21 protein-coding genes are annotated in these 19,423 nt (G+C 74.6%); 9 read left to right on the top strand and 12 right to left on the bottom strand.

All coding sequences use genetic code 11. The annotated features are described in order from the left end of the window. Nucleotides 1-12: 12 nt before the first annotated feature. The 8 genes from ACF09E_RS23145 to ACF09E_RS23180 form a co-directional block, all read right to left on the bottom strand. Complete coding sequence (locus tag ACF09E_RS23145; RefSeq protein ID WP_392206811.1) at nt 13-1,002, bottom strand: hypothetical protein; 990 nt, start codon at nt 1,000-1,002, stop codon at nt 13-15. Nucleotides 1,003-1,223: 221 nt separating this feature from the next. Next, the gene (locus ACF09E_RS23150; RefSeq protein WP_392206812.1) at nt 1,224-2,699 is read right to left on the bottom strand and encodes an APC family permease; all 1,476 of its coding nucleotides are present in this window, start codon (nt 2,697-2,699) and stop codon (nt 1,224-1,226) included. 197 nt (nt 2,700-2,896) lie between these two features. Next, nucleotides 2,897-4,858: an FUSC family protein gene (locus ACF09E_RS23155; RefSeq protein ID WP_392206813.1), complete on the bottom strand. Its 1,962-nt coding sequence runs from the start codon at nt 4,856-4,858 to the stop codon at nt 2,897-2,899. Nucleotides 4,859-4,963: 105 nt separating this feature from the next. After that, nucleotides 4,964-5,200, bottom strand: coding sequence for a DUF2630 family protein (locus ACF09E_RS23160; protein ID WP_319315630.1), 237 nt, complete (start codon nt 5,198-5,200; stop codon nt 4,964-4,966). Nucleotides 5,201-5,218: 18 nt separating this feature from the next. Beyond that, nucleotides 5,219-6,340, bottom strand: coding sequence for an endonuclease/exonuclease/phosphatase family protein (locus ACF09E_RS23165; RefSeq protein WP_392206814.1), 1,122 nt, complete (start codon nt 6,338-6,340; stop codon nt 5,219-5,221). 4 nt (nt 6,341-6,344) lie between these two features. Then, entirely contained in the window at nt 6,345-6,782 is a 438-nt protein-coding gene (locus ACF09E_RS23170; RefSeq protein ID WP_392206815.1) for a hypothetical protein, read from the bottom strand. 13 nt (nt 6,783-6,795) lie between these two features. After that, nucleotides 6,796-7,227: a hypothetical protein gene (locus tag ACF09E_RS23175; RefSeq protein WP_388801853.1), complete on the bottom strand. Its 432-nt coding sequence runs from the start codon at nt 7,225-7,227 to the stop codon at nt 6,796-6,798. Nucleotides 7,228-7,264: 37 nt separating this feature from the next. Then, on the bottom strand, nt 7,265-8,107 hold the full coding sequence (locus tag ACF09E_RS23180) for an alpha/beta fold hydrolase (protein ID WP_392206816.1): 843 nt from the start codon (nt 8,105-8,107) through the stop codon (nt 7,265-7,267). A gap of 195 nt (nt 8,108-8,302) precedes the next feature. Here ACF09E_RS23180 and ACF09E_RS23185 point away from each other — a divergent pair, with 195 nt between their 5' ends. The 7 genes from ACF09E_RS23185 to ACF09E_RS23215 all read left to right on the top strand — a co-directional run bounded on the left by ACF09E_RS23185 (nt 8,303) and on the right by ACF09E_RS23215 (nt 14,571). Then, nucleotides 8,303-9,649, top strand: a complete 1,347-nt coding sequence (locus ACF09E_RS23185; RefSeq protein WP_392206817.1) for a PLP-dependent aminotransferase family protein — start codon at nt 8,303-8,305, stop codon at nt 9,647-9,649. A 65-nt stretch (nt 9,650-9,714) separates the two neighbouring features. Next, nucleotides 9,715-10,188: an RrF2 family transcriptional regulator gene (locus ACF09E_RS23190; protein WP_392207082.1), complete on the top strand. Its 474-nt coding sequence runs from the start codon at nt 9,715-9,717 to the stop codon at nt 10,186-10,188. 49 nt (nt 10,189-10,237) lie between these two features. Further along, the gene (locus ACF09E_RS23195; protein WP_392206818.1) at nt 10,238-11,590 is read left to right on the top strand and encodes an MFS transporter; all 1,353 of its coding nucleotides are present in this window, start codon (nt 10,238-10,240) and stop codon (nt 11,588-11,590) included. Next, complete coding sequence (locus ACF09E_RS23200; protein ID WP_392206819.1) at nt 11,587-12,018, top strand: RidA family protein; 432 nt, start codon at nt 11,587-11,589, stop codon at nt 12,016-12,018. Before ACF09E_RS23195 ends, ACF09E_RS23200 begins: the two co-directional genes overlap by 4 nt. 111 nt (nt 12,019-12,129) lie before the next feature. Beyond that, the gene (locus ACF09E_RS23205; RefSeq protein WP_392206820.1) at nt 12,130-12,534 is read left to right on the top strand and encodes a hypothetical protein; all 405 of its coding nucleotides are present in this window, start codon (nt 12,130-12,132) and stop codon (nt 12,532-12,534) included. A gap of 142 nt (nt 12,535-12,676) precedes the next feature. After that, nucleotides 12,677-13,711 carry an ATP-binding cassette domain-containing protein gene (locus tag ACF09E_RS23210; protein ID WP_392206821.1) on the top strand — a complete coding sequence of 345 codons (1,035 nt, stop codon included), beginning with the start codon at nt 12,677-12,679 and terminating at the stop codon, nt 13,709-13,711. After that, a complete protein-coding gene (locus ACF09E_RS23215) occupies nt 13,708-14,571 on the top strand; it encodes an ABC transporter permease (RefSeq protein WP_392206822.1) in 864 nt (287 codons plus the stop codon). Before ACF09E_RS23210 ends, ACF09E_RS23215 begins: the two co-directional genes overlap by 4 nt. Nucleotides 14,572-14,615: 44 nt before the next feature. Here ACF09E_RS23215 and ACF09E_RS23220 read toward each other — a convergent pair whose 3' ends face one another. The 4 genes from ACF09E_RS23220 to ACF09E_RS23235 form a co-directional block, all read right to left on the bottom strand. Further along, nucleotides 14,616-14,987 carry a VOC family protein gene (locus ACF09E_RS23220; protein WP_392206823.1) on the bottom strand — a complete coding sequence of 124 codons (372 nt, stop codon included), beginning with the start codon at nt 14,985-14,987 and terminating at the stop codon, nt 14,616-14,618. A gap of 50 nt (nt 14,988-15,037) precedes the next feature. Further along, nucleotides 15,038-15,463, bottom strand: coding sequence for a universal stress protein (locus ACF09E_RS23225; RefSeq protein WP_392207083.1), 426 nt, complete (start codon nt 15,461-15,463; stop codon nt 15,038-15,040). 61 nt (nt 15,464-15,524) lie between these two features. Further along, nucleotides 15,525-16,148, bottom strand: a complete 624-nt coding sequence (locus ACF09E_RS23230) for an FMN reductase (protein ID WP_392206824.1) — start codon at nt 16,146-16,148, stop codon at nt 15,525-15,527. Between the two features lie 4 nt (nt 16,149-16,152). Then, complete coding sequence (locus ACF09E_RS23235) at nt 16,153-17,241, bottom strand: LLM class flavin-dependent oxidoreductase (protein WP_392206825.1); 1,089 nt, start codon at nt 17,239-17,241, stop codon at nt 16,153-16,155. Between the two features lie 172 nt (nt 17,242-17,413). Here ACF09E_RS23235 and cbiE point away from each other — a divergent pair, with 172 nt between their 5' ends. Both cbiE and cobM read left to right on the top strand, forming a co-directional pair. After that, nucleotides 17,414-18,640 (top strand): precorrin-6y C5,15-methyltransferase (decarboxylating) subunit CbiE, encoded by a 1,227-nt coding sequence (cbiE, locus tag ACF09E_RS23240; RefSeq protein WP_392206826.1) that lies wholly within the window; start codon nt 17,414-17,416, stop codon nt 18,638-18,640. Next, on the top strand, nt 18,637-19,386 hold the full coding sequence (gene cobM, locus ACF09E_RS23245; protein ID WP_392206827.1) for a precorrin-4 C(11)-methyltransferase: 750 nt from the start codon (nt 18,637-18,639) through the stop codon (nt 19,384-19,386). Before cbiE ends, cobM begins: the two co-directional genes overlap by 4 nt. The last annotated feature ends 37 nt before the right edge of the window (nt 19,387-19,423 follow it).

Below are 19,423 nucleotides of genomic sequence, written 5' to 3' on the forward strand. Positions count from 1 at the left end.
CCGCGCGCCCGCTCACCGCACCCCCAGGCCCTCCCTGAACCGCACGAACTGCTCCTCGGGTTCGCCGGTGTACGCCCACGGCACCCACGCCGCCCGGGCGCCGAGCATCCCGAGCAGCTCCCGTGCGATCTCCACCTGCCCGGCGTAGCAGGCCGCGTGCACCAGGAAGTGGAGGTCCCCGACCTCCTCGGGGGCGACCGGGGCGGCGGGGTCCCGGCCGCCGATCCACCGCGCGTGGGTGCGCCGCAGCTCCGTCACCGCCAGCTCGTGCTTCCAGTGCTGGTCGAAGCCGCGGACCGGGCCGCGGCCGAGTGCTCCGTCCGCGATGTACCGGTACTCCTCCACCCGCGCCACCTGCACGAGCACGGGCAGCGGGGAGCCGGGGGGTGCCACCCCGGCCGCGTCGCGGGCGAAGTCGTACATGCTGCCGTGCGTCCCGTGCCACCGGGCCGACCAGTAGCGCAGCACCTGGATGTGGCCCTCCGTGTTGTACGGGTCGCGGCGGCGCAACTCGTCGAACCAGTGGCGCAGTTCGCGGCGCGGCACCCCGCCCTCGTACAGCCGGGCGACCGAGAGCAGCGACACCCAGGGCATCGGGTCGGCGGGGGCCGCCTCGGCCGCGCCGAGGCAGGCGTCGACGGCGGCGTCGATCCGGGCCCGTTCGACGGCCGCGCCCCGGCCGGCCGCGATGGCCGCGTCGAAGACCCGGACCACCTCGGTCGCGGCCCGCAGGACGGCCGCGTCGGGGTTGCCCGGTTCGGCGGCCCGCCAGGTCTCCACGGTGGAGCTGCCCGCGGCCGCGTGCGAGAGGAGCCGCAGCCGGTGGGTGCGGCGGGCCCAGTGGTCGCCGGTGGCGGCGAGCAGGTCCCGCACGCCCTGCCAGCGGCCGATGACGATGTCGTGGCGGGCCTCGGTCAGTGCGCGGTCCCCGAAGTCCGGGTCGAAGTCGGGGACGAAGCGCTCCGGACGTGCCGGGCGCGCGGAGCGGCGGCGTACGGCCATCGGGGGCCTCCTTCGGGTTCGGCTGCCGTCAGAAGTGGGTGACTCGTCGGTGTTCCCGTGCTCGTGGTGCCGCGTCGCACTCGGTGCCGCGTCGCGTCGTGCTGCCTCGCGCCGCCCTGTCCCGCGTCGCGTCGTCCTGCGTGCGTCGTGCCGCGGCCCCCTCGCGCCGTCCCGTTCCCGGTTCCGCGCGGGTGGCCCTGTGCCCTTGGTGACGGCCGGGATCAGAAATCCGTTGCGTAGCTCTTGTCCCTGGTTCCGCCGCGGGCGCGGGTCGCGGGGCCCGCGCCCTCCGCGGCGGCGATCGCGCGGGCCGCGTCCAGGCGGGCCGGGCGGTAGTAGTCGCTGCCCCCGCGCCAGTACACGAGCAGCGGGACGACGCCGAGGAGCAGGCCGCCGAGGCCGATGGTGAGGGCGGTGGTGGAGAGTTCGCCGATCGACTCGACGAAGGTCCAGAGCATGAACGCGGAGCCGAGCAGCGGCCAGACGCCGCCGAGCAGCAGGTTCCGTACGGAGCGCAGGAGCAGCGACTTGTAGGCGACGACGGCGGCGATGCCCGCGAGGCCGTAGTAGAACGCGATCTGGAGTCCGATCGCGGAGACGGCGTCGCGGAGGATCTGCTGCACGGAGCCGGCCGCCGCGGCCGCGGCGAACAGCAGCAGGGCCGCGCCGCCGACGGCGACGATGGCGACCCAGGGCGTGTTCCACCGGCGGTGCACGGTGCCGAGCGCGGAGGGCAGGGTCCGGTCGCGGCCCATGGCGAAGAGCGAGCGGGTGACCTGGAGGAGGGTGGTCTCCAGGGTGGCGACGGTGGACAGGAGGACGGCGACGACGAGGAGCTTGCCGCCGACGCCCGGCCAGACCTCCTGGCCGATGACGGCGAGGACGTTGGGGCCGGCGGTGCGGATCTCCTCCGCGGTCAGCAGCACGTTGACGACGACGGTGACGGCGACGAAGAGCAGGAAGACGAAACCGACGCCGACGAGCGCGGCGAGGCCGGCGGTCCTGCGGCTGTTCCGGGTCTCCTCGCTGAGGTTGCTGGTGACGTCCCAGCCCCAGTAGTAGAACGCGGCGATCAGCGCGCCGGCCGCGAAGCCGTGTGTGCCGTCGAAGTGGCCGAGGCCGAACCAGGACCAGTCGAAGGCGGTGGCCCGACCGCGGTGCAGGACGGCCGCCAGGATGAAGCCGACCAGGATCAGCATCTCGACGCCCGACATGACGAGTTGGGCGCGTACGGTCAGCCGCGCGCCGCCCAGGACGACCAGCAGCATCATGAGGAACCAGCCGGCGCCGACGACCGCCGCGAGCGGGGTGCTGTCGGCGAGGTCCTGGTCGATCAGGGCGAGGGTGAGGGAGCCGGCGGGCAGCGAACCGGCCACCATGAAGACGGTGGCGGCGAAGACCAGGGCCCAGCCGGAGAGGAAGCCGAGGAAGGGGTGGAGGGTGCGGCCCACCCAGGAGTAGCCGGCACCGGCGTTGACGTCGATCCGCCCGAGGCGGGCGTACGCGAGGACGATGCCGAACATCGGTATCGCGCAGTAGAGCAGGGCGGCGGGCCCCGCGTAGCCGACGGCCCCGAAGAGCACGGCGGTGGTCGCGGCCATCGAGTAGGCGGGGGCGCTGCCGGCGACGGCCATCACGATCGTGTCGAAGGTGCCGAGGACATTGGGCTGGAGCCCTCTGTTCGTGGTGGTGCGCATGGCGGTGTCCTCGGGGCGCGGGGGGTGAGGCAGGACGAAGTGTCCCGTCCGCCGGGCCGGTTGCCGGCGGTGGCGGGCGCGGATCACGGTGAGATCGAGCGCATCGTAGTCGCCCGGATGGCTCCGGGTAACGGCGGTGGGGAGGGTTCCGTTCCGTGACCGCCGGTAAGTCCTCCCGTACGCCCCCGGGGGAAGGTTTACCGCAGGTCGGGACCGGCGATCGCACGGGCCGCGCTGACCTCCTGGCGGAGGGGTGCGAGGACTCCGTTCTCGTCCCCGGGGAGTTCGCTGCGGACCTCGACGAGGGTGTCCGACGCGCGGATCCCCTCCGCGAGTTCGCGCAGCTCGCGTTCGACGGCGGCGACCTCGGCGGGGTCGGGGCCGGGGGCGCCGTGGTCGACCCGGAGCCGGGCGGCGGTCGTGGCGTCCACGATCCGTTCGACGGCGACGACCAGCGGCCACCAGGCGGCGGCGCGCGTTCCCGTCGGCGGGGGCTCGGTGAGGGCGCGCTGGAACTCGGAGCGGACCGTGGACAGGTCGCGGTAGAGCTTCCGCCGGGCCCGCATCCGGGCGTCCTGGTCCTCCGCGGCGCCGAACGCGCAGCGCACGTAGGCGGAGGTGTCGGCGACGGCGTCCGCGAGCCGGTCGCCGATCCGGGAGTGCCAGGACTCGGGCCAGAGGAGGTAGCCGGCGACCAGCGCGATCGCGCAGCCGATGAGGGAGTCGTACAGGCGGGGCATGACGAGGTCGAAGCCCTGCTGGTTGAGGGTGTCGGAGAGCAGCAGGATCACCGGGGTGATCGCCGCCGTCTGGAAGGCGTACCCCTTGGCGGAGAAGGCGGGGATGAGGGCGGCGAGGACGCACATCACGGGCACGTCCCACCAGCCGCGGGGGACTTCGGCGAGGACCAGGGCGGCGAGGAGGAGCCCGGCGGCGGTGCCGAAGGCGCGGAGCACGGCGCGGGAGAAGACCGAGCCGAAGTCGGGCTTCATGACGAAGGTGACGGTGAGCGCGACCCAGTACGAGCGGGGCACGGCGATCAGCGAGACGAGTGCCTGCGCGAGCCCGATGCAGAGGGCGAGGCGGAGGCCGTACCGCCAGGACGCTTCGGAGAACAGGACGGCGCGGGTGGTCCGGCGGACGCGGACCCGCAGGGCGGCGGGCCGGCCGAGCCGGTCGTCGACGTTGTGCGGGTCGGGATCCGCCTGGTGGACGACGGCCGCGGCGTACCGCAGGGCGTGGTCGACGGCCTTCTCGGCGGGGCGTTCCGGGGTCGGCAGGTCGAGTACGGGTTCTCCGGTGCGGCCCTCCTCGACGGCGACGGCGAGGTCGCGGACGGCCGCGGGGACCGACGCGGGCAGCGGGCCGAAGAGCCGTGCGCGGAGGTGGGCGGCGGGGGCGGCCTCGACGAGCGGTACGGCCACGTTGAGCTGCGCGAGGAGCCGGACGAGGGCGGGCGAGCGGCCGTGCTCGCGGGCACGGCGGGCGAGGACGAGGTCGTAGGACTGGTTGAGGGTGGCGGTGACGGCCCGCCTCCTCTCGTCGTACGCGGCGGTGCCGGTGGCCTCGTACAGTTCGGCGACGGAGCGGTAGGTCGCGGCGACGGCGGACCGCTCGGGCGCGGCCCGGCGCAGCGGCCAGCCGAGGAGGGTGAGGACGAGGACGAACAGGCCGCCGAGGGTGAGCAGCAGTGGCGCCGTCCACCAGGGGTCGGGCATGGGGAGGCCCGCGCCGACGACGGCGTTCAGGAGGAGGAGCAGTCCGGAGACGGAGGCGACGGCGCCGATCGAGGAGATCATCCCGGAGACGAGGGCGACGAGGGTGAGGACGGCGACGGCGACCCAGCCGTGCCCGAAGACGAGGGTGCCGAGGGTGACGCCGACGGCGCCGAACAGCTGTGGCACGGCGATGTTGAAGATCCGCATCCGGTAGGCGTCGGCGGTGTCGCCGATGACGCCGGAGAGGGCGCCCATGGAGGCGAGGGCGCCGTAGGCGGGCCGGCCGAGGGCGAGGCCGAGGGCGAGCGGTGCGGAGAGCGCGACGGCGGCGCGGGCGACGGCGGCCCAGGGGATCGGCGCGGAGTCCGGCCGGAGCCCGGCGGTCAGCCAGGCGGGTGGGGTGAGACGGGTGGGGCCGGCGGGACGGACGCGCGAGGGCATGCGCCCAACGTACTCGGCCGGGGGCGTCGGCCCCCGCCGGCGACGACGCGGGCCGCCGCGCCGGGGAGCCGCCCCGGGGTGGCGGGCGCCCGCGGCGCCCGGATGTCAGTTGCGGTAGGACTCGACCTCGGTGGCCGGGCGGAGGGTCGCCGTGTCCGGGTCCTCGCCGAACTCCGCCTTCGCCCTCCGCTGCCGCAGCAGGTCCCAGCACTGGTCGAGCCGGACCTCCAGTTCGGACAGGCGGGCCCGCTCCTCGGGGAGGAGGCCGCCCGTGCGCTGCCGCAGCGCGCGTTCCTCCTCGACGAGGGCGCCGATGTCGTCCAGGATCTCCTCGTTCTCCATGTCCTCCAGCGTCGCCGATCAGCGCGGCCCGCGCAGGTCGAGATCGGCGACGACGGCCCGGTGGTCGGAGCCGGGGAGGTCCAGGACGCGTACCCCGCGGACGCTGAAGTCGCGGACCAGGACGTGGTCGATCTGGACGAACGGCGGCAGTGGCCCCTCCGTCGGCCAGGTCGGCAGCCGGCTCTCGTTCGCGCGGCGCGCCGCGTCCTGGAGTCCGCCGGCCGCGAGGATCGCGCGGAACGCCGCGTGGTCCTGGGAGGCGTTGAAGTCGCCCGCGACCAGCATCGGCCCGGCCGGGGCGGCGGCGACGGCGCTCTTCACCCGGCCCAGTTCCCGCTTCCACTGGGACACCTGTCCGGGGATCGGCGGCATCGGGTGCGTGAGCTGGACCCGTACGGGTACGCCCGCGATCTCGGCCGTGGCTCCCGGCATGCCCATGGTCGCCGGGATCTCCCGCCAGTCGCGGAGCGGGTACGAGCTGAGCAGGATCGAGCCGATCGGCCCCTCGCCGTCCACGGAGGCGTAGTGCGGCAGCTCCTCGGCGAAGGTCCGGACGAGGGTGGAGCGGCAGGCGCGGTCGCATTCCGACACGAAGACGAGCTGGGGCCGCTCGCGGCGGACGGCGTCGGCCAGCGACCCGGTGCCCTCGCCGAATTCGACGTTCGCGGTGATGACCTTGACCCGTGCGAGCGGCAGTCCGTAGGGGATGACGGCCTGCGGCATGTACGGCACGGTGGCCCACGCGGTCGCGCCGAGGACCAGGACCGACACGAAGGTCAGGGTCCGGCGGCGGGTCGCGGCGGCGAGGAGCAGGGCGAGGCCGGCGGGGAGCGTCAGCCAGGGGAGGAGCGAGAGGAGTTGGGGGACGGGGGTCATGGCGTCGGTGTCCAGGGCGCGGCAGGCCGTGACCAGGGCGGGGACCGCCATGAGCAGGCCGGCGGCCCAGGCCGCGAGGGGGTGCCTGGGCCGCAGGGGCGGCGGGGTCGCCGAGGGGTCCGCCCGGGGGGCCGGTCCGGCGGTGCCGTCGTTCACGGGTCGCACCGTCTCCCCGTGCGCCGCGTGTTCCGCGGTCCGCTCGGTCTCCGCGGTCTGCTCGGTCTCCGTGCTCGCTGCGGTCGCTGCGGTCTGGGCTCGGTCCACTCCGTCAGTGTCGCAGGGCCTGCGCGATCTCCGCCTCGGGGTCGCCCGAGAGCGTCCGATTGCTGCGTGCCGTACCGGTCTTGGACTTCCCGGGGGCCACGCCGTCGATGCTCAGGACGACCGAGTCGAGGAAGTTCCCGTCGGCGTCCCGGAAGGTGACCATGACCGTGTAGTCGGCGTTCGCGTCCTTGGGGTTGGTCGCGGTGATCTCGGCGACCGTCCGGTCGCCGTCGGTGCTCGTCGGGCCGGCGCTGACGTCGCCGGTGGCGTTCACCCCGTCCTTGACCTCGTTCATCTTCTGCTCGGCCGCCGAGGCGACCGCCGCCGTCGCGGAGGAGGCGATGGTGCCGGCCGTCTCCTTGACGGTGTCGCACCCGGTGGCCGTGAGGGCGAGTGCGCTGGTGGCGGCCAGGGACAGGGCCGCCGCCGTCGTGCGTCTCATCGTCCGCCGCCTCTCAGAACGCATCGTCGCGGCCGTACGCCTCGTCCGTCGCCAGCGACCAGATCACGAAGACCGAGATGGCCATCGAGAACAGCGCCCACCACGGCTGGTACGGCAGGAAGAGGAACTGGAACAGGATGTTCAGGGACGCCAGCGCGATGCCGGCGACCCGGCCCCACTCCGCGCCCTTGAGGATGCCGTAGCCGGCGATCGCGAGGACGATGCCGAGGATCAGGTGGATCCAGCCCCACGTGGTGAGGTTGAACTTGAAGACGTAGTCGCCGACGCGGGTGTAGACGTCGTCCTCCGCGATGCCCGCGATGCCCTGGAAGACGTCCATGAAGCCGGTGACGAGCAGGAGGACGCCCGCGAAGAGCGTGCCGCCGCTCGCCCAGGAGGCGGAGGCCGGTTCGGGTCTGCGGGGTGGTGCCGTGTTCTGGCTCATGGCCCCATCGTCGGAGCGTTCGCTCCGTCGCGAACCTTCAGCGGGGCCGTCCGAGTGAGCGGAGGTACTCCTCCAGTACGGCGTCGAACGCGTCGGCGCGTTCCAGGTTCGGCAGGTGGGCGGCCTGCTCGATCACGGCGAGCGTGGCGTGGGGCAGCAGCGCGTGCATCTCCTCCGCGTCCGCGACCGGGGTGTACGAGTCGTCCCGGCCGACCACCACGAGGGCGGGGAACGGGACGGTCGTGAGGGTCTTCCGGTAGTCGGGGCGCTCGGCCCGGCCGCGCAGGGCGGCGGCCGCGCCCGCGGGGTCGGTCGCGCACATCATCCGGTGCACGTGCGGGGCGGCGTGGGTGTTGTAGGGGGCCACCATGCGGTCCAGCACCTCGTCGGCGTACCCGCGCATCGCCGCCGCGCCGCCGGCGAGCAGCCGGTCGGCCATGGCGTTCCTGGCGGCCCTGCCCTCGTCGGTCTCGGCGGCCGGGAAGGTGTCGGCGAGGACGAGTCCCCGGACGCGTCCGGGGTGGCCTCGGTAGAGCTCCATGGCGATCTGGCCGCCCATGGAGAGGCCGGCGACGACGCAGTCGTCGACGTGGAGGGCGTCGAGGACGGCGACCAGGTCGGCGGCGAAGGCGTCGAGTCCCGTCGCCTCGGGCCCTCCCGCGTCCCGCGGTGCGCCGCCCGGGCCGGGCGCGGCCCGGAGGGGGGTCGCGCCGTAGCCGCGGAGGTCGGGGGCGATCACCCGGTGCGTGCGGGCGAAGCGGTCGATCTGGGGCTGCCACATGGTGTGGTCGAAGGGGTGGCCGTGGACGAGGAGGAGGGCCGGGCCCTCGCCCTTCTCCGCGTAGTGGATCGCGGTGGCGGGGGTGTGGATGACGGGCATGTCCGCAGGCTAGGCAGCGCCGATCGCTCGGTGCAATACTTCCTTTGCTCTCGGTGCAATGAGGGGATCGGGGCGCTGTCCGGTCCGGGCGACGGCGTGTGTCCGGGGCGGGCCGCTTCCGGTCCGGGCGCCTCCGGGGGCGTCCGTCCCGGTGCGTCGGGCGGGGTGGGGCCGCGGAGACGGAGGGGACGGGGCGTGGAGGAGTACCGGAGGATCGCCGACCGGGTCGAGGCCGCCGTGCGGGACGGCCGGCTGCGGCCCGGCGACCGGCTGCCGCCGCAGCGGGTCTTCGCCCGGCGGCACGCCATCGCCAACTCCACCGCCATCCGCGTGTACGGCGAGCTGGCCCGGCGCGGCCTCGTCGTCGGGGAGGTCGGGCGCGGCACGTTCGTCCGGGCCGCGCCCCCGCTGCCCGGACCCGCGCTCGCCGAGGCGACCGGCGCCGCGCCCGTCGACCTCCAGCTCAACTACCCGGTCGTCGAGGGGCAGTCCGCGCTGATGGCCCGGGCCCTCGCGGCCCTCGCGCGGTCCGACGTGCTGGCCGAGGCGGTGGCCCGGCCGGCCGCCGCCACCGGCACCCCCGAGGCGCGCGAGGCGGCGGCGGCCGTGCTCGCCCGGCCCGGCTGGGCGCCCGACCCCGAGGGCGTGCTCTTCGCCGGGAACGGCCGCCAGGCCCTCGCCGCCGCCCTCTCGGCGCTCGTGCCGCCCGGCGGCCGGCTGGGCGTCGAAGCCCTCACGTATCCCCTGGTCAAAGCGGTGGCCGAGACGCTGGGCATCCGCCTCGTGCCGCTCGCCCTCGACGGCGAGGGGGTACGGCCCGAGGCGCTCGCGGCGGCCCACCGGGCGGCGCCGCTGGCCGCCGTCTACCTCCAGCCCACGCTGCACAACCCGCTCTCCTCGACCGCGGGCGAGGGCCGCCGGGCCGCCCTCGCGGAGCTGCTGCGGAGCGCGGACCTCACCGCCGTCGAGGACACCACCTGGGCCTTCCTCCGGCCGGACGCGCCCGCGCCGCTCGCCGCGCACGCCCCCGAGCGGGTCCTCCTCGTCGACAGCCTCTCCAAGCGGCTCGCCCCGGGGCTGACCGTCGGCTACCTCGTCGTGCCCGGCCGGTCGCGGGCCGCGGTGGCCGAGGCGCTGCGCTCCGGCGCCTGGACGGCGGGCGGCCTCGCCCTCGCGGCCGCCACCCGGTGGACCGAGGACGGGACGGTCGCCGAGGTGGTCGCGGCGAAGCGGGCGGACACGGCGGCCCGGCACGCCCTGGTCCGCCGGCGGCTCGCGGGGCAGGCGGTCCGGACCTCCCCGCACGCGTACTACTGCTGGTGGGAGCTGCCCGCGCCGTGGCGGGCCGAGGCCTTCGCGTCGGCTGCCGCCGCCCGCGCGGGCGTGGCGGTCACCCCGGGCGGCGCGTTCGCGGTGGGCGGCCGGGACGGTACGGGGACGGCGCCGGACGCGGTCCGCATCGGGCTCGCCTCCCCGCCGCCGGCCGTCCTCGACGAGGCCCTGGGACGACTCGCCGCGCTGGCCGCCGCGGGACCCGAATGACCGGGGGAGCCCGCGGGACGCCCTTGCCCTTCCTATTCTGGATATGTAGAGTCCAGGATATGAGGATGAGCGAGGGCGTGGAGTGGGCGCTCCACAGCTGTCTGAACCTGGCCTGGATCGGATCCGGCCGGGCGGTCACCGCCGCGCGTCTCGCGGCCTACCACGAGCTGCCCCCGGCGTATCTCAACAAGCAGCTCCAGGCGCTCGCCCGCGCCGGGATCGTCAGCTCCGTCTCGGGCCCCAAGGGCGGCTTCCGGCTGGCCCGCGCCCTCGACCGGATCACGCTGATGGATGTCGTCGCCGCCGTCGAGGGGCCCGACGAGGCCTTCCGCTGCACCGAGATCCGGCAGCAGGGACCGGGCGCGGGCGCGCCGGGGAGCCACGCCGCCGAGTGCGCCATCGCCGGGGCCATGGGGCGGGCCGACCTGGCCTGGCGCCGGGAGCTCATGGCCCAGACCCTGGACGACGTCCGGGCGCGGGCCGAACTCCAGGCGCCGGCCGCGCCCGAGCGCATCCGCCGCTGGTTCGCCACCGTCTGACACGAGCAGCCTCCCGGGTCCGGGAGGCTTCCCAAGGGGGTAATTCTGGATGTCTGATGTCCAGTTAGAGAAGGGGCGGTCGGGGACGCGGGACCCGGCGCGCGGCGGCCGGCCCGCCGTCGCCGCCGTGACGCTCGGGATCTTCACCGTCATGACCGCCGAACTGCTGCCCGTCGGACTGCTCACCCCGGCCGCCGCCGACCTCGCCGTCTCCGAGGGCTCCGCCGCGCTGATGGTGACCGTCCCCGGTCTCGTCGCGGCCTTCGCCGCACCGCTCGTCACCGCCCGGGCGGCGGGCGCCGACCGCCGCACGCTCCTGGTCGGCCTTCTGCTCCTGGCCGCGGCCGCGAACCTCGTGTCGGCCCTCGCCGGGCACCTCGCGGCCGTCCTCGCCGCCCGGGTCCTGCTGGGCATCGCCATCGGCGGCTTCTGGGCCCTCGCCGGCGGCCTCGCCTCGCGGCTCGTGCCCGCCGGTGCGGTCGGCCGTGCCACCGCCGTGGTCTTCGGGGGCGTCTCGGCCGCCTCGGTCCTCGGCGTCCCCGCGGGCACCCTCCTCACCGAACGGGCGGGCTGGCGCTGGGCGTTCGCGGCCACCGGCCTGCTCGCCCTGCTGGCGGCGGCCGCGCTCCGGGCCCTGCTTCCGCGCCTGCCGGGAGCGACTGCGGCGGCCGGCACCGGCCCGGACGGCGGGAAGGCGGCCGGCGGCGGCCGCCGGAGGGGGCCGGCCGCCGAGGGCCGCCGGAGGGGAACAGCCGCCGCGGCACGCCCCGGGGGAGAGGCCGCGGACGGCGGGACGCCCGGCGGCCCGGCCCCCCGCCGCGGCTCCGCCGGACTCCTCTCGCTCCCCCGCCGCAACCGGCGCGTGCGGACCGGACTGCTGCTCACGCTCGCCCTCGTCACCGGGCACTTCCTCGCGTACTCCTTCGTCCGCCCGCTGCTCACCGACCGGGCCGGGCTCCCCGGTGCGCTGCTCGGGGTCCTGCTCCTCGGGTACGGGGTCGCGGGCGTCGCCGGGAACTTCCTCGTCGGACCCCGGGCCGCCCGCTCCCCGGCCCGGGCGCTCGCGGCCGTGGCGGGCATGCTCGGCGCCGTCCTCCTCGCCGCCTTCCTCGTCGGCGACGGGGCCGCCGCCGGCGCCGTGCTGCTGCTCCTCTGGGGACTCGCCTACGGCGGCGTCTCCCTCGCCCTCCAGTCCTGGTTCATGGCCGCCGCCCCCGACGAGGTCGAGACGGCCACCGGACTCAACGTCAGCGTCTTCTGCCTCGCGATCGCGCTCGGCGCCCTCCTCGGCGGGCTCCTGGCCGACGCGTACCCGCTCGGCACGGTGCTCCTCGCGGGCGCCGTCCTCACCCTGGCCGCGCTGCCCGTGGCCGCACTCTCCGGAAGGAACGCCCCGTCATGACCGTCACGCCCCCCTCCTCCGCCGCCGACCAGCGGGTCATCACCAACCCCGACACGCTCCACGACCCGACCCCCTTCGGCTACAGCCACGCCGTCTCCGCGCCCGGCGAGCTCGTCTTCATCGGCGGCCAGTACGCCTCCGACGCGTCCGGTTCCCCCGTCCCCGGCGACTTCGCCGCCCAGGTCGAACTGTCCCTGACCAACCTGCGGCTCGCCCTCGAAGGCGTAGGCCTCGGCCTGGAGCACGTCGTCCGCCTCGGCTCGTACGTCGTCGACCACGACACGGCCAAGCTGGAGGCGCTCGGCAAGGGCCTGCACGCCCACTTCGGCGAGCGGCTCCCGGCCCAGACGCTCAGCGGCGTCGCGGCGCTCGCCCTGCCGGGGATGCTCTTCGAGATCGACGCGGTCGCCGTCCGGCCCGCCGGCTGACCCGGACGCCCCCGCTCGCCGCGCCTGATCCACTTGCGGGGCGCCGGGCGGGGGTGTGCCCTGGAGGGTGCGGGAAGCAGCAGGGGGGCGAGAGACGAAGGAGCTCCTGCCATGGCCGCACACGCAGCGATACCCGTCCGCAAGCCGTTCGGCACGCACGGCCTGGCCACCCCGGTCGTCATCGGCGTCTTCTACGGCCTCTACGCGGCGACCACGGCCCGCCAGGGCGGCACCACCACCGCGGGGGACTGGTGGCTCGGCCTGGTCTCCGCGGTGGTCCTCGGCGCGGGCATCTACGTGCTCCGGCGCTTCGGCCGGGCCCTGCCACGCGAGCTGCGGGCCGCCGCCTGGGGGGCCCTGGCGGGCATCGCGGCCGGCTTCCTCTACAGCCTCTCGGGCGCCAGCGTCCTGTCGTCGAGCGGACTCGGACTGGCCTTCGGCGCACTCAACGGCGCCGCCTCCTACTACCTCTTCTACACCCACGAGGACGGCCGCGGCCGTCCCGCGGCCTACTGACGGGAGACGTTCCGGCGCCGGAGCTGCTCCCGCGCCGTCCCGGCGCCGGCCTGGCGCTCCGGCGGTGGGCGGCGGACACTGGGAGGAGCGCCCGCCTCCCGCGTACGTCTGCTCCGCGCCCTCTTCCAGGAGGATCCACGGCATGACCGACCTCGCCATCGAGACCGAGGGCCTGGTCAAGGTCTTCGGCAGCAACCGCGCCGTCGACGGCATCGACCTCCGGGTGCCCGCCGGAACCGTGTACGGGGTCCTCGGGCCCAACGGCGCCGGCAAGACCACCGCCGTCAAGATGCTCGCCACCCTGCTCCGCCCCGACGCCGGCCGGGCCCGCGTCTTCGGCAAGGACGTCGTCAAGGACGCCGACACCGTACGGAGCCGGGTGAGCCTCACCGGGCAGTACGCCTCCGTCGACGAGGACCTGACCGGCACCGAGAACCTCGTCCTGCTCGGCCGGCTCCTCGGGCACACCCGGCCGGCCGCCCGCGACCGCTCCGCCCAGCTGCTCGCCGCGTTCGGACTCGCGGAGGCCGCCGACAAGCAGGTCAAGAACTACTCGGGCGGCATGCGCCGCCGCATCGACATCGCCGCGTCCATCCTCAACACCCCCGACCTGCTGTTCCTCGACGAGCCGACCACCGGCCTCGACCCGCGCAGCCGCAACCAGGTCTGGGACATCGTCCGCGCGGTGGTCGCCCAGGGCACCACCGTCCTGCTCACCACCCAGTACCTGGACGAGGCCGACCAGCTGGCCTCCCGGATCGCCGTCATCGACCACGGCAAGGTGATCGCGGAGGGCACGAAGGGCGAGCTGAAGGCCTCCGTCGGCTCCGGTTCCGTGCACGTCCGCCTCCGGGACCCGGAGCAGCGGCCCGAGGCCGAGCGGGTCATCGTGGGCGCCCTGAACGCGACCGTGACACTCGACGCCGACCCGGTCGCGCTCACCGCCACCGTCGACGGCCACGGGACGGACCTGGGGGCCGCCGAGCAGGCCGCGCGGGCGCTCGCGGAACTGGCGCGGGCGGGGATCACCGTCGACAACTTCGCGCTGGGCCAGCCCAGTCTCGACGAGGTCTTCCTGGCGCTGACGGACCGGTCCGCGTCCGGCGGACCCGCGCCCGGCACCGGAACCGACCCCCGGACCGGCACCGACACCGACCGGAAGGGACCGGCGGCATGACCACCGTCACCACCAAGGACGGCCGGACGGCCGACACGCTCGACTTCGTCGCACCGAAGGCCGACGAACTCGCGGCGCTGCTCGTGGGCCACTCCCGCCCGCCGCGCCCCAGCGCGCTCTCCGCCTCGATGACCTTCGGCTGGCGGGCCATGCTGAAGATCAAGCACGTGCCGGAGCAGCTGTTCGACGTGACCGCGTTCCCGATCATGATGGTGCTGATGTACACGTACCTCTTCGGCGGTGCGCTGGCCGGCTCCGTCTCGTCGTACATCCAGTTCCTGCTGCCCGGCATCCTGGTGATGAGCGTCGTGATGATCACGATGTACACCGGGATCTCGGTCAACACCGACATCGAGAAGGGCGTCTTCGACCGCTTCCGCACGCTGCCGATCTGGCGCCCGGCGCCGATGGTCGGTTATCTCCTCGGCGACGTCGTCCGCTATCTGATCGCCTCGGCCGTGATGCTGACCGTCGGCATGATCATCGGGTACCGGCCGGACGGCGGGATCGTCGGCGTGCTGCTCGGGGTCGCGCTGCTGGTGGTCTTCTCGTTCTCGTTCTCGTGGATCTGGACCATGTTCGGTCTGCTGCTGCGCAGCGAGAAGTCCGTCATGGGCGTGTCGATGATGGTGATCTTCCCGCTGACGTTCCTGTCGAACGTCTTCGTCGACCCCAGCACGATGCCGGGCTGGCTGCAGGCCTTCGTCAACAACAGCCCGGTCACCCATCTGGCGACGGCCGTACGGGAGCTGATGGCGGGCGACTGGCCGGCCGCGGACATCGCCTGGTCGCTCGGCTGGTCGGCGGTGCTCGTGCTCGTCTTCGGGGCGGTCACGATGCGGCTCTACAACCGGAAGTGACGGCGCGGCCCCCCCACCGCACGGCGACCCCACGCGAGGCAGTGCTAGGCGCCGCGCGGCTTGGTCTGCTGGACGGCCCAGCGGTTGCCGTCCGGGTCGGCGAAGAAGACGAACGAGCCCCACGGCATGTCGGCGATGTCGCTGACCGCGATCCCGCGCGCGCTGAGCTCGCGGTGGGCCTCCTCGATGTCGGTGACGACGACCTGCATGTTGTCGAGGGAGCCCGGGGGCATCTCGGTGAGTCCCTTGCCGAAGGCGATCGAGCAGGCGGAGCCCGGCGGGGTCATCTGCACGAACCGGATGTCCTCGCTGACGGGCACGTCGTGGTCGGCGTGGAAGCCGACCTGCTCGTAGAAGGCCTTGGCGCGGTCGACGTCGGTGACGGGGACGGCGACCAGTTCCAGCTTGATGTCCATGAGGGCATCATGCGTCCGGCCACCGCCCGCCGCGCGGCGGGCGCCCGCCCCTACACGCCCCGGACCACGACCACCGGGCAGGGCGCGTGCTGGGTGACGTGCAGGGAGACCGAGCCGAGCACGGCCGCCGTGAAGCCGCTGCGGCCGCGGTCCCCGACGACCAGCAGGGTGGCGCCCTCGGCGGCGCCGAGCAGGGCCTGCGGGGCGTTGCCGCCGACGACCGTACGGGTGACGGCGGCGGCCTGGGACGGAGTGAGGGTCTGGTCGATCGCCTCGTCGAGGATCTGCTTCGCGAGCCGCTCGGGGTCGAACTCCGGCGGCACGCCCGGCATGAGCCCGGCCCAGGAGGCCGGGTACTCCCAGCCGATCAGCGTCTGGAGGGCGTCCCCGGTGAGGGCGGCCTGTCCGGCCGCCCACGCCAGCGCCTTCAGGGAGGGCTCCGAACCGTCCACGCCCACCACGATCCTGCCGGCCATCACGGAACTCCGTTCGTTGTACGGCACATCTGAATCCTGCGCCTCCAACGTAACAAAGTGCTCAATCCATCCGCAGATCGGCCAATTGCCGCGCGAACGGGACGACCTCGTCCTCGCCGGCGCGCCGCGAGGGCCGGGCCGCGACCGCGTCCGCGAACTCGGTGCCCGCCCGGGTGATCCGGGAGGGCAGCCCTTCGGTGTACGCGTCCCCGCCGGTGCCCCAGTCCTCCGACGCCGCGTAGACGGCGGTCGGGAGGACCTGGGCCCGCAGGTAGGCGAAGAGCGGCCGCAGCGCGTGGTCCAGGACCAGGGAGTGCCGGGCGGTGCCGCCGGTCGCGCCGATCAGGACCGGGGTGCCGGTCAGCGCGGCCGGGTCGACCAGGTCGAAGAACGACTTGAAGAGACCGCTGTAGGAGGCGGTGAAGACCGGCGTCACCGCGATGACGCCGTCGGCGCCGGTCACCGCGTCGATCGCGTCCTGGAGCCGCCCGGAGGGGAAGCCGGTCACGAGGTTGTTCGCGATGTCGACGGCGAGGTCGCGCAGTTCGACGACCTGGACGTCGACGGCGTACTCCTGCTCGGCCAGCCGGTACCGGGCGGCCTGGAGGAGCCGGTCGGCGAGCAGCCGGGTGGAGGAGGGGGAGCTGAGGCCGGCGGAGACCGCGACCAGCTTCAGGGTCTGCATGACGTCACTGCTCCTTGTCGGTGCGGGCGGCGAGGACGGCGGGGTGGAGCGGGGCGGTGGCGGGGACGTCCGCCGGACGCAGGTTCGCGAACTCCTTGCGCAGCACCGGGACGACCTCCTCGCCGAGGATGTCGAGCTGCTCCAGGACCGTCTTGAGGGGCAGCCCGGCGTGGTCGACGAGGAAGAGCTGCCGCTGGTAGTCGCCCACGTAGTCGCGGAAGGACAGGGTGCGCTCGATGACCTCCTGCGGCGAGCCGACGGTCAGCGGGGTCTCGCGGGAGAACTCCTCCAGGGAGGGGCCGTGGCCGTAGACCGGCGCGTTGTCGAAGTACGGGCGGAACTCCCGTACCGCGTCCTGGGAGTTCTTCCGCAGGAAGACCTGGCCGCCGAGGCCGACGATCGCCTGCTCCGGGGTGCCGTGGCCGTGGTGCGCGTACCGCTGGCGGTAGAGGCGGACCATCTTCTCGGTGTGCTGCTTGGGCCAGAAGATGTGGTTGGCGAAGAAGCCGTCGCCGTAGTAGGCGGCCTGCTCGGCGATCTCGGGGGAGCGGATGGAGCCGTGCCAGACGAAGGGCGGGACGCCGTCGAGCGGGCGCGGGGTGGAGGTGAAGCCCTGGAGGGCGCTGCGGAACCTGCCCTCCCAGTCGACCACGTCCTCCCTCCACAGCCTGTGGAGGAGCGCGTAGTTCTCGATGGCGAGCGGGATGCCCTGCCGGATGTCCTGGCCGAACCACGGGTAGACCGGGCCGGTGTTGCCGCGGCCCGTCATGAGGTCCACGCGGCCGTCGGCGAGGTGCTGGAGGGTCGCGTAGTCCTCGGCGATCTTCACCGGGTCGTTGGTGGTGATCAGCGTGGTGGAGGTGGAGAGGATCAGGTTCTCCGTGCGGGCGGCGATGTGCCCGAGGAGGGTGGTGGGGGAGGAGGGCACGAACGGGGGGTTGTGGTGCTCGCCGGTCGCGAAGACGTCCAGTCCGACCTCTTCGGCCTTGAGCGCGATGGCGACGGTGTTCTTGATCCGCTCGTGCTCGGTGGGGGTGCGGCCGGTGGTGGGGTCGGTCGTCACGTCGCCGACGGTGAAGATCCCGAACTGCATCGTGCTCACCTCTCGCCTGGGGGGCTGTTGGTTGAATCGTAAACTACCTGGACCGTCCGCTACAACGGGGCACCCCCCTGCGCTATTCCCGCCACCGCCGGACCGCGCGCCGGGGTCGGCGTGGGGCCCGCCACGTACCGCCGGAAAACGGCCCTCCCGTAGAGTCGCGCAGGTGAACGGTGCGATAGCGGTCGTCGGAATCGGCGCGGACGGCTGGGACGGGCTCCCCGAAAGCTCCCGCCGCGTCCTGCGGACCGCCGAGGTCCTGATCGGCGCCCCCCGCCAGCTCGGCCTCCTCCCGGCCGCCGACTGCCCCGGCGCACGCGTCGCCTGGCCCTCCCCGCTCCGCCCCGCCGTCCCCGGACTGCTCGCCGCTCACCAGGACCGGACCGTCGCCGTCCTCGCCAGCGGCGACCCCTCCTTCTACGGCATCGGCCGCACCCTCGCCGAGACCGTCGGCGCCGACCGCCTCCGGATCCACCCCCACCCCTCGTCCGTCTCCTACGCCGCCGCCCGGCTCGGCTGGCCCCTGGAGGCCGTCGAGACCCTCTCCCTCGTCGCCCGCCCCCTCGGCGCACTCTCCGCGGCGCTCCACCCCGGCCGCCGGCTCCTCGTCCTCGGCGAAGGCCCCGAGACCCCCGCGCGGGTCGCGGCCCTGCTCCGGGACACCGGCTGGGGCGGCACCCGCGTCCGCGTCCTGGAACAGCTCGGCGGGGACCGCGAGCGGCTCCTCGACGGCACGGCCGCCGACTGGCCGTACGAGCGGACCGACGCGCTCCACGTCCTCGCCCTCGACTGCGTGCGCGACCCGGACACGCTCCGGCTCGGCGCGGTGCCCGGACTGCCGGACGAGGCGTACGAGCACGACGGCCAGCTCACCAAGCGGTACGTGCGGGCCGCCACCCTCGCCGCCCTCGCGCCCGCCCCCGGCGAACTCCTCTGGGACGTCGGCGGCGGCTCGGGCTCCATCGGCATCGAGTGGATGCGCAGCCACCCCTCCTGCCGGGCGGTCGCGGTCGAGAGGGCGGCGGAGCGCGCGGAACGGATCGAGCGGAACGCCGACGCCCTCGGCGTCCCCGGCCTGCGCGTGGTCACGGGCCCGGCACCCGAGGCCCTCACCGGCCTGGAGACCCCCGACGCGATCTTCATCGGCGGCGGCCTCACCGCGCCCGGCCTCCTCGACGCCTGCTGGGACGCGCTGCCCGCCGGCGGCCGGCTCGTCGCCAACACCGTGACCCTGGAGTCCGAGGCGCTCCTCGCCGAACGCCACCGCCGCCACGGCGGCGAACTGGTCCGGCTCGCCGTGGCCGCGGCCGTCCCCGTGGGCGGCTTCACCGGCTGGCGCCAGGCGATGCCGGTCACGCAGTGGTCCGCAACGAAAGGTTCTGAAGAGCGATGACCGTCTACTTCATCGGCGCGGGTCCCGGCGCGGCCGACCTGATCACCGTGCGCGGCGCACGGACGCTCGCGACGTGCGGGGTCTGCCTGTACGCCGGGTCCCTCGTCCCGACCGAGCTGCTCGCCGAGTGCCCGCCGGACGCCAGGCTCGTCGACACGGCCCGGCTCGACCTGGACCGGATCATCGCCGAGATCGTCGCCGCCCACGAGGCCGGCCAGGACGTGGCCCGGCTGCACTCGGGCGACCCGTCGGTGTTCAGCGCGATGGCCGAGCAGATGCGGCGCCTGGACGCCGCGGGCATCCCGTACGAGGTCGTGCCCGGCGTCCCCGCCTTCGCGGCGGCCGCGGCGGCGCTGAAGCGGGAGCTGACCGTCCCCACGGTCGGCCAGACGGTGATCCTCACCCGGGTCGCCCAGCAGGCCACGCCCATGCCGGAGGGCGAGGACCTGGCGACCCTGGGCCGCAGCGGCGCGCTTCTCGTCCTCCACCTGGCCGCGCGGTACGCGGACCGGGTCGTCGCCGAACTCGTCCCCCACTACGGCGAGGACTGCCCGGCGGCGGTCGTGGCGATGGCCGCCCGCCCCGACGAGATCGTGCTGCGGGGCACCCTCGCGGACATCGCGGACCAGCTGAAGGAGGCCGGCATCACGAAGACGGCGGTCATCCTGGTCGGCCGCACGCTGGCGGCCTCGGAGTTCCGCGACAGCCACCTGTACGACCCGGCCCGCGACCGGCACGTCTGCTGACGCACACGCGCGGGGCCCCCGGGAGTCCGATCCCCGG

The sequence above is a fragment of the Streptomyces sp. NPDC014891 genome (assembly GCF_043081085.1).
Taxonomy (GTDB): Bacteria; Actinomycetota; Actinomycetes; order Streptomycetales; family Streptomycetaceae; genus Streptomyces.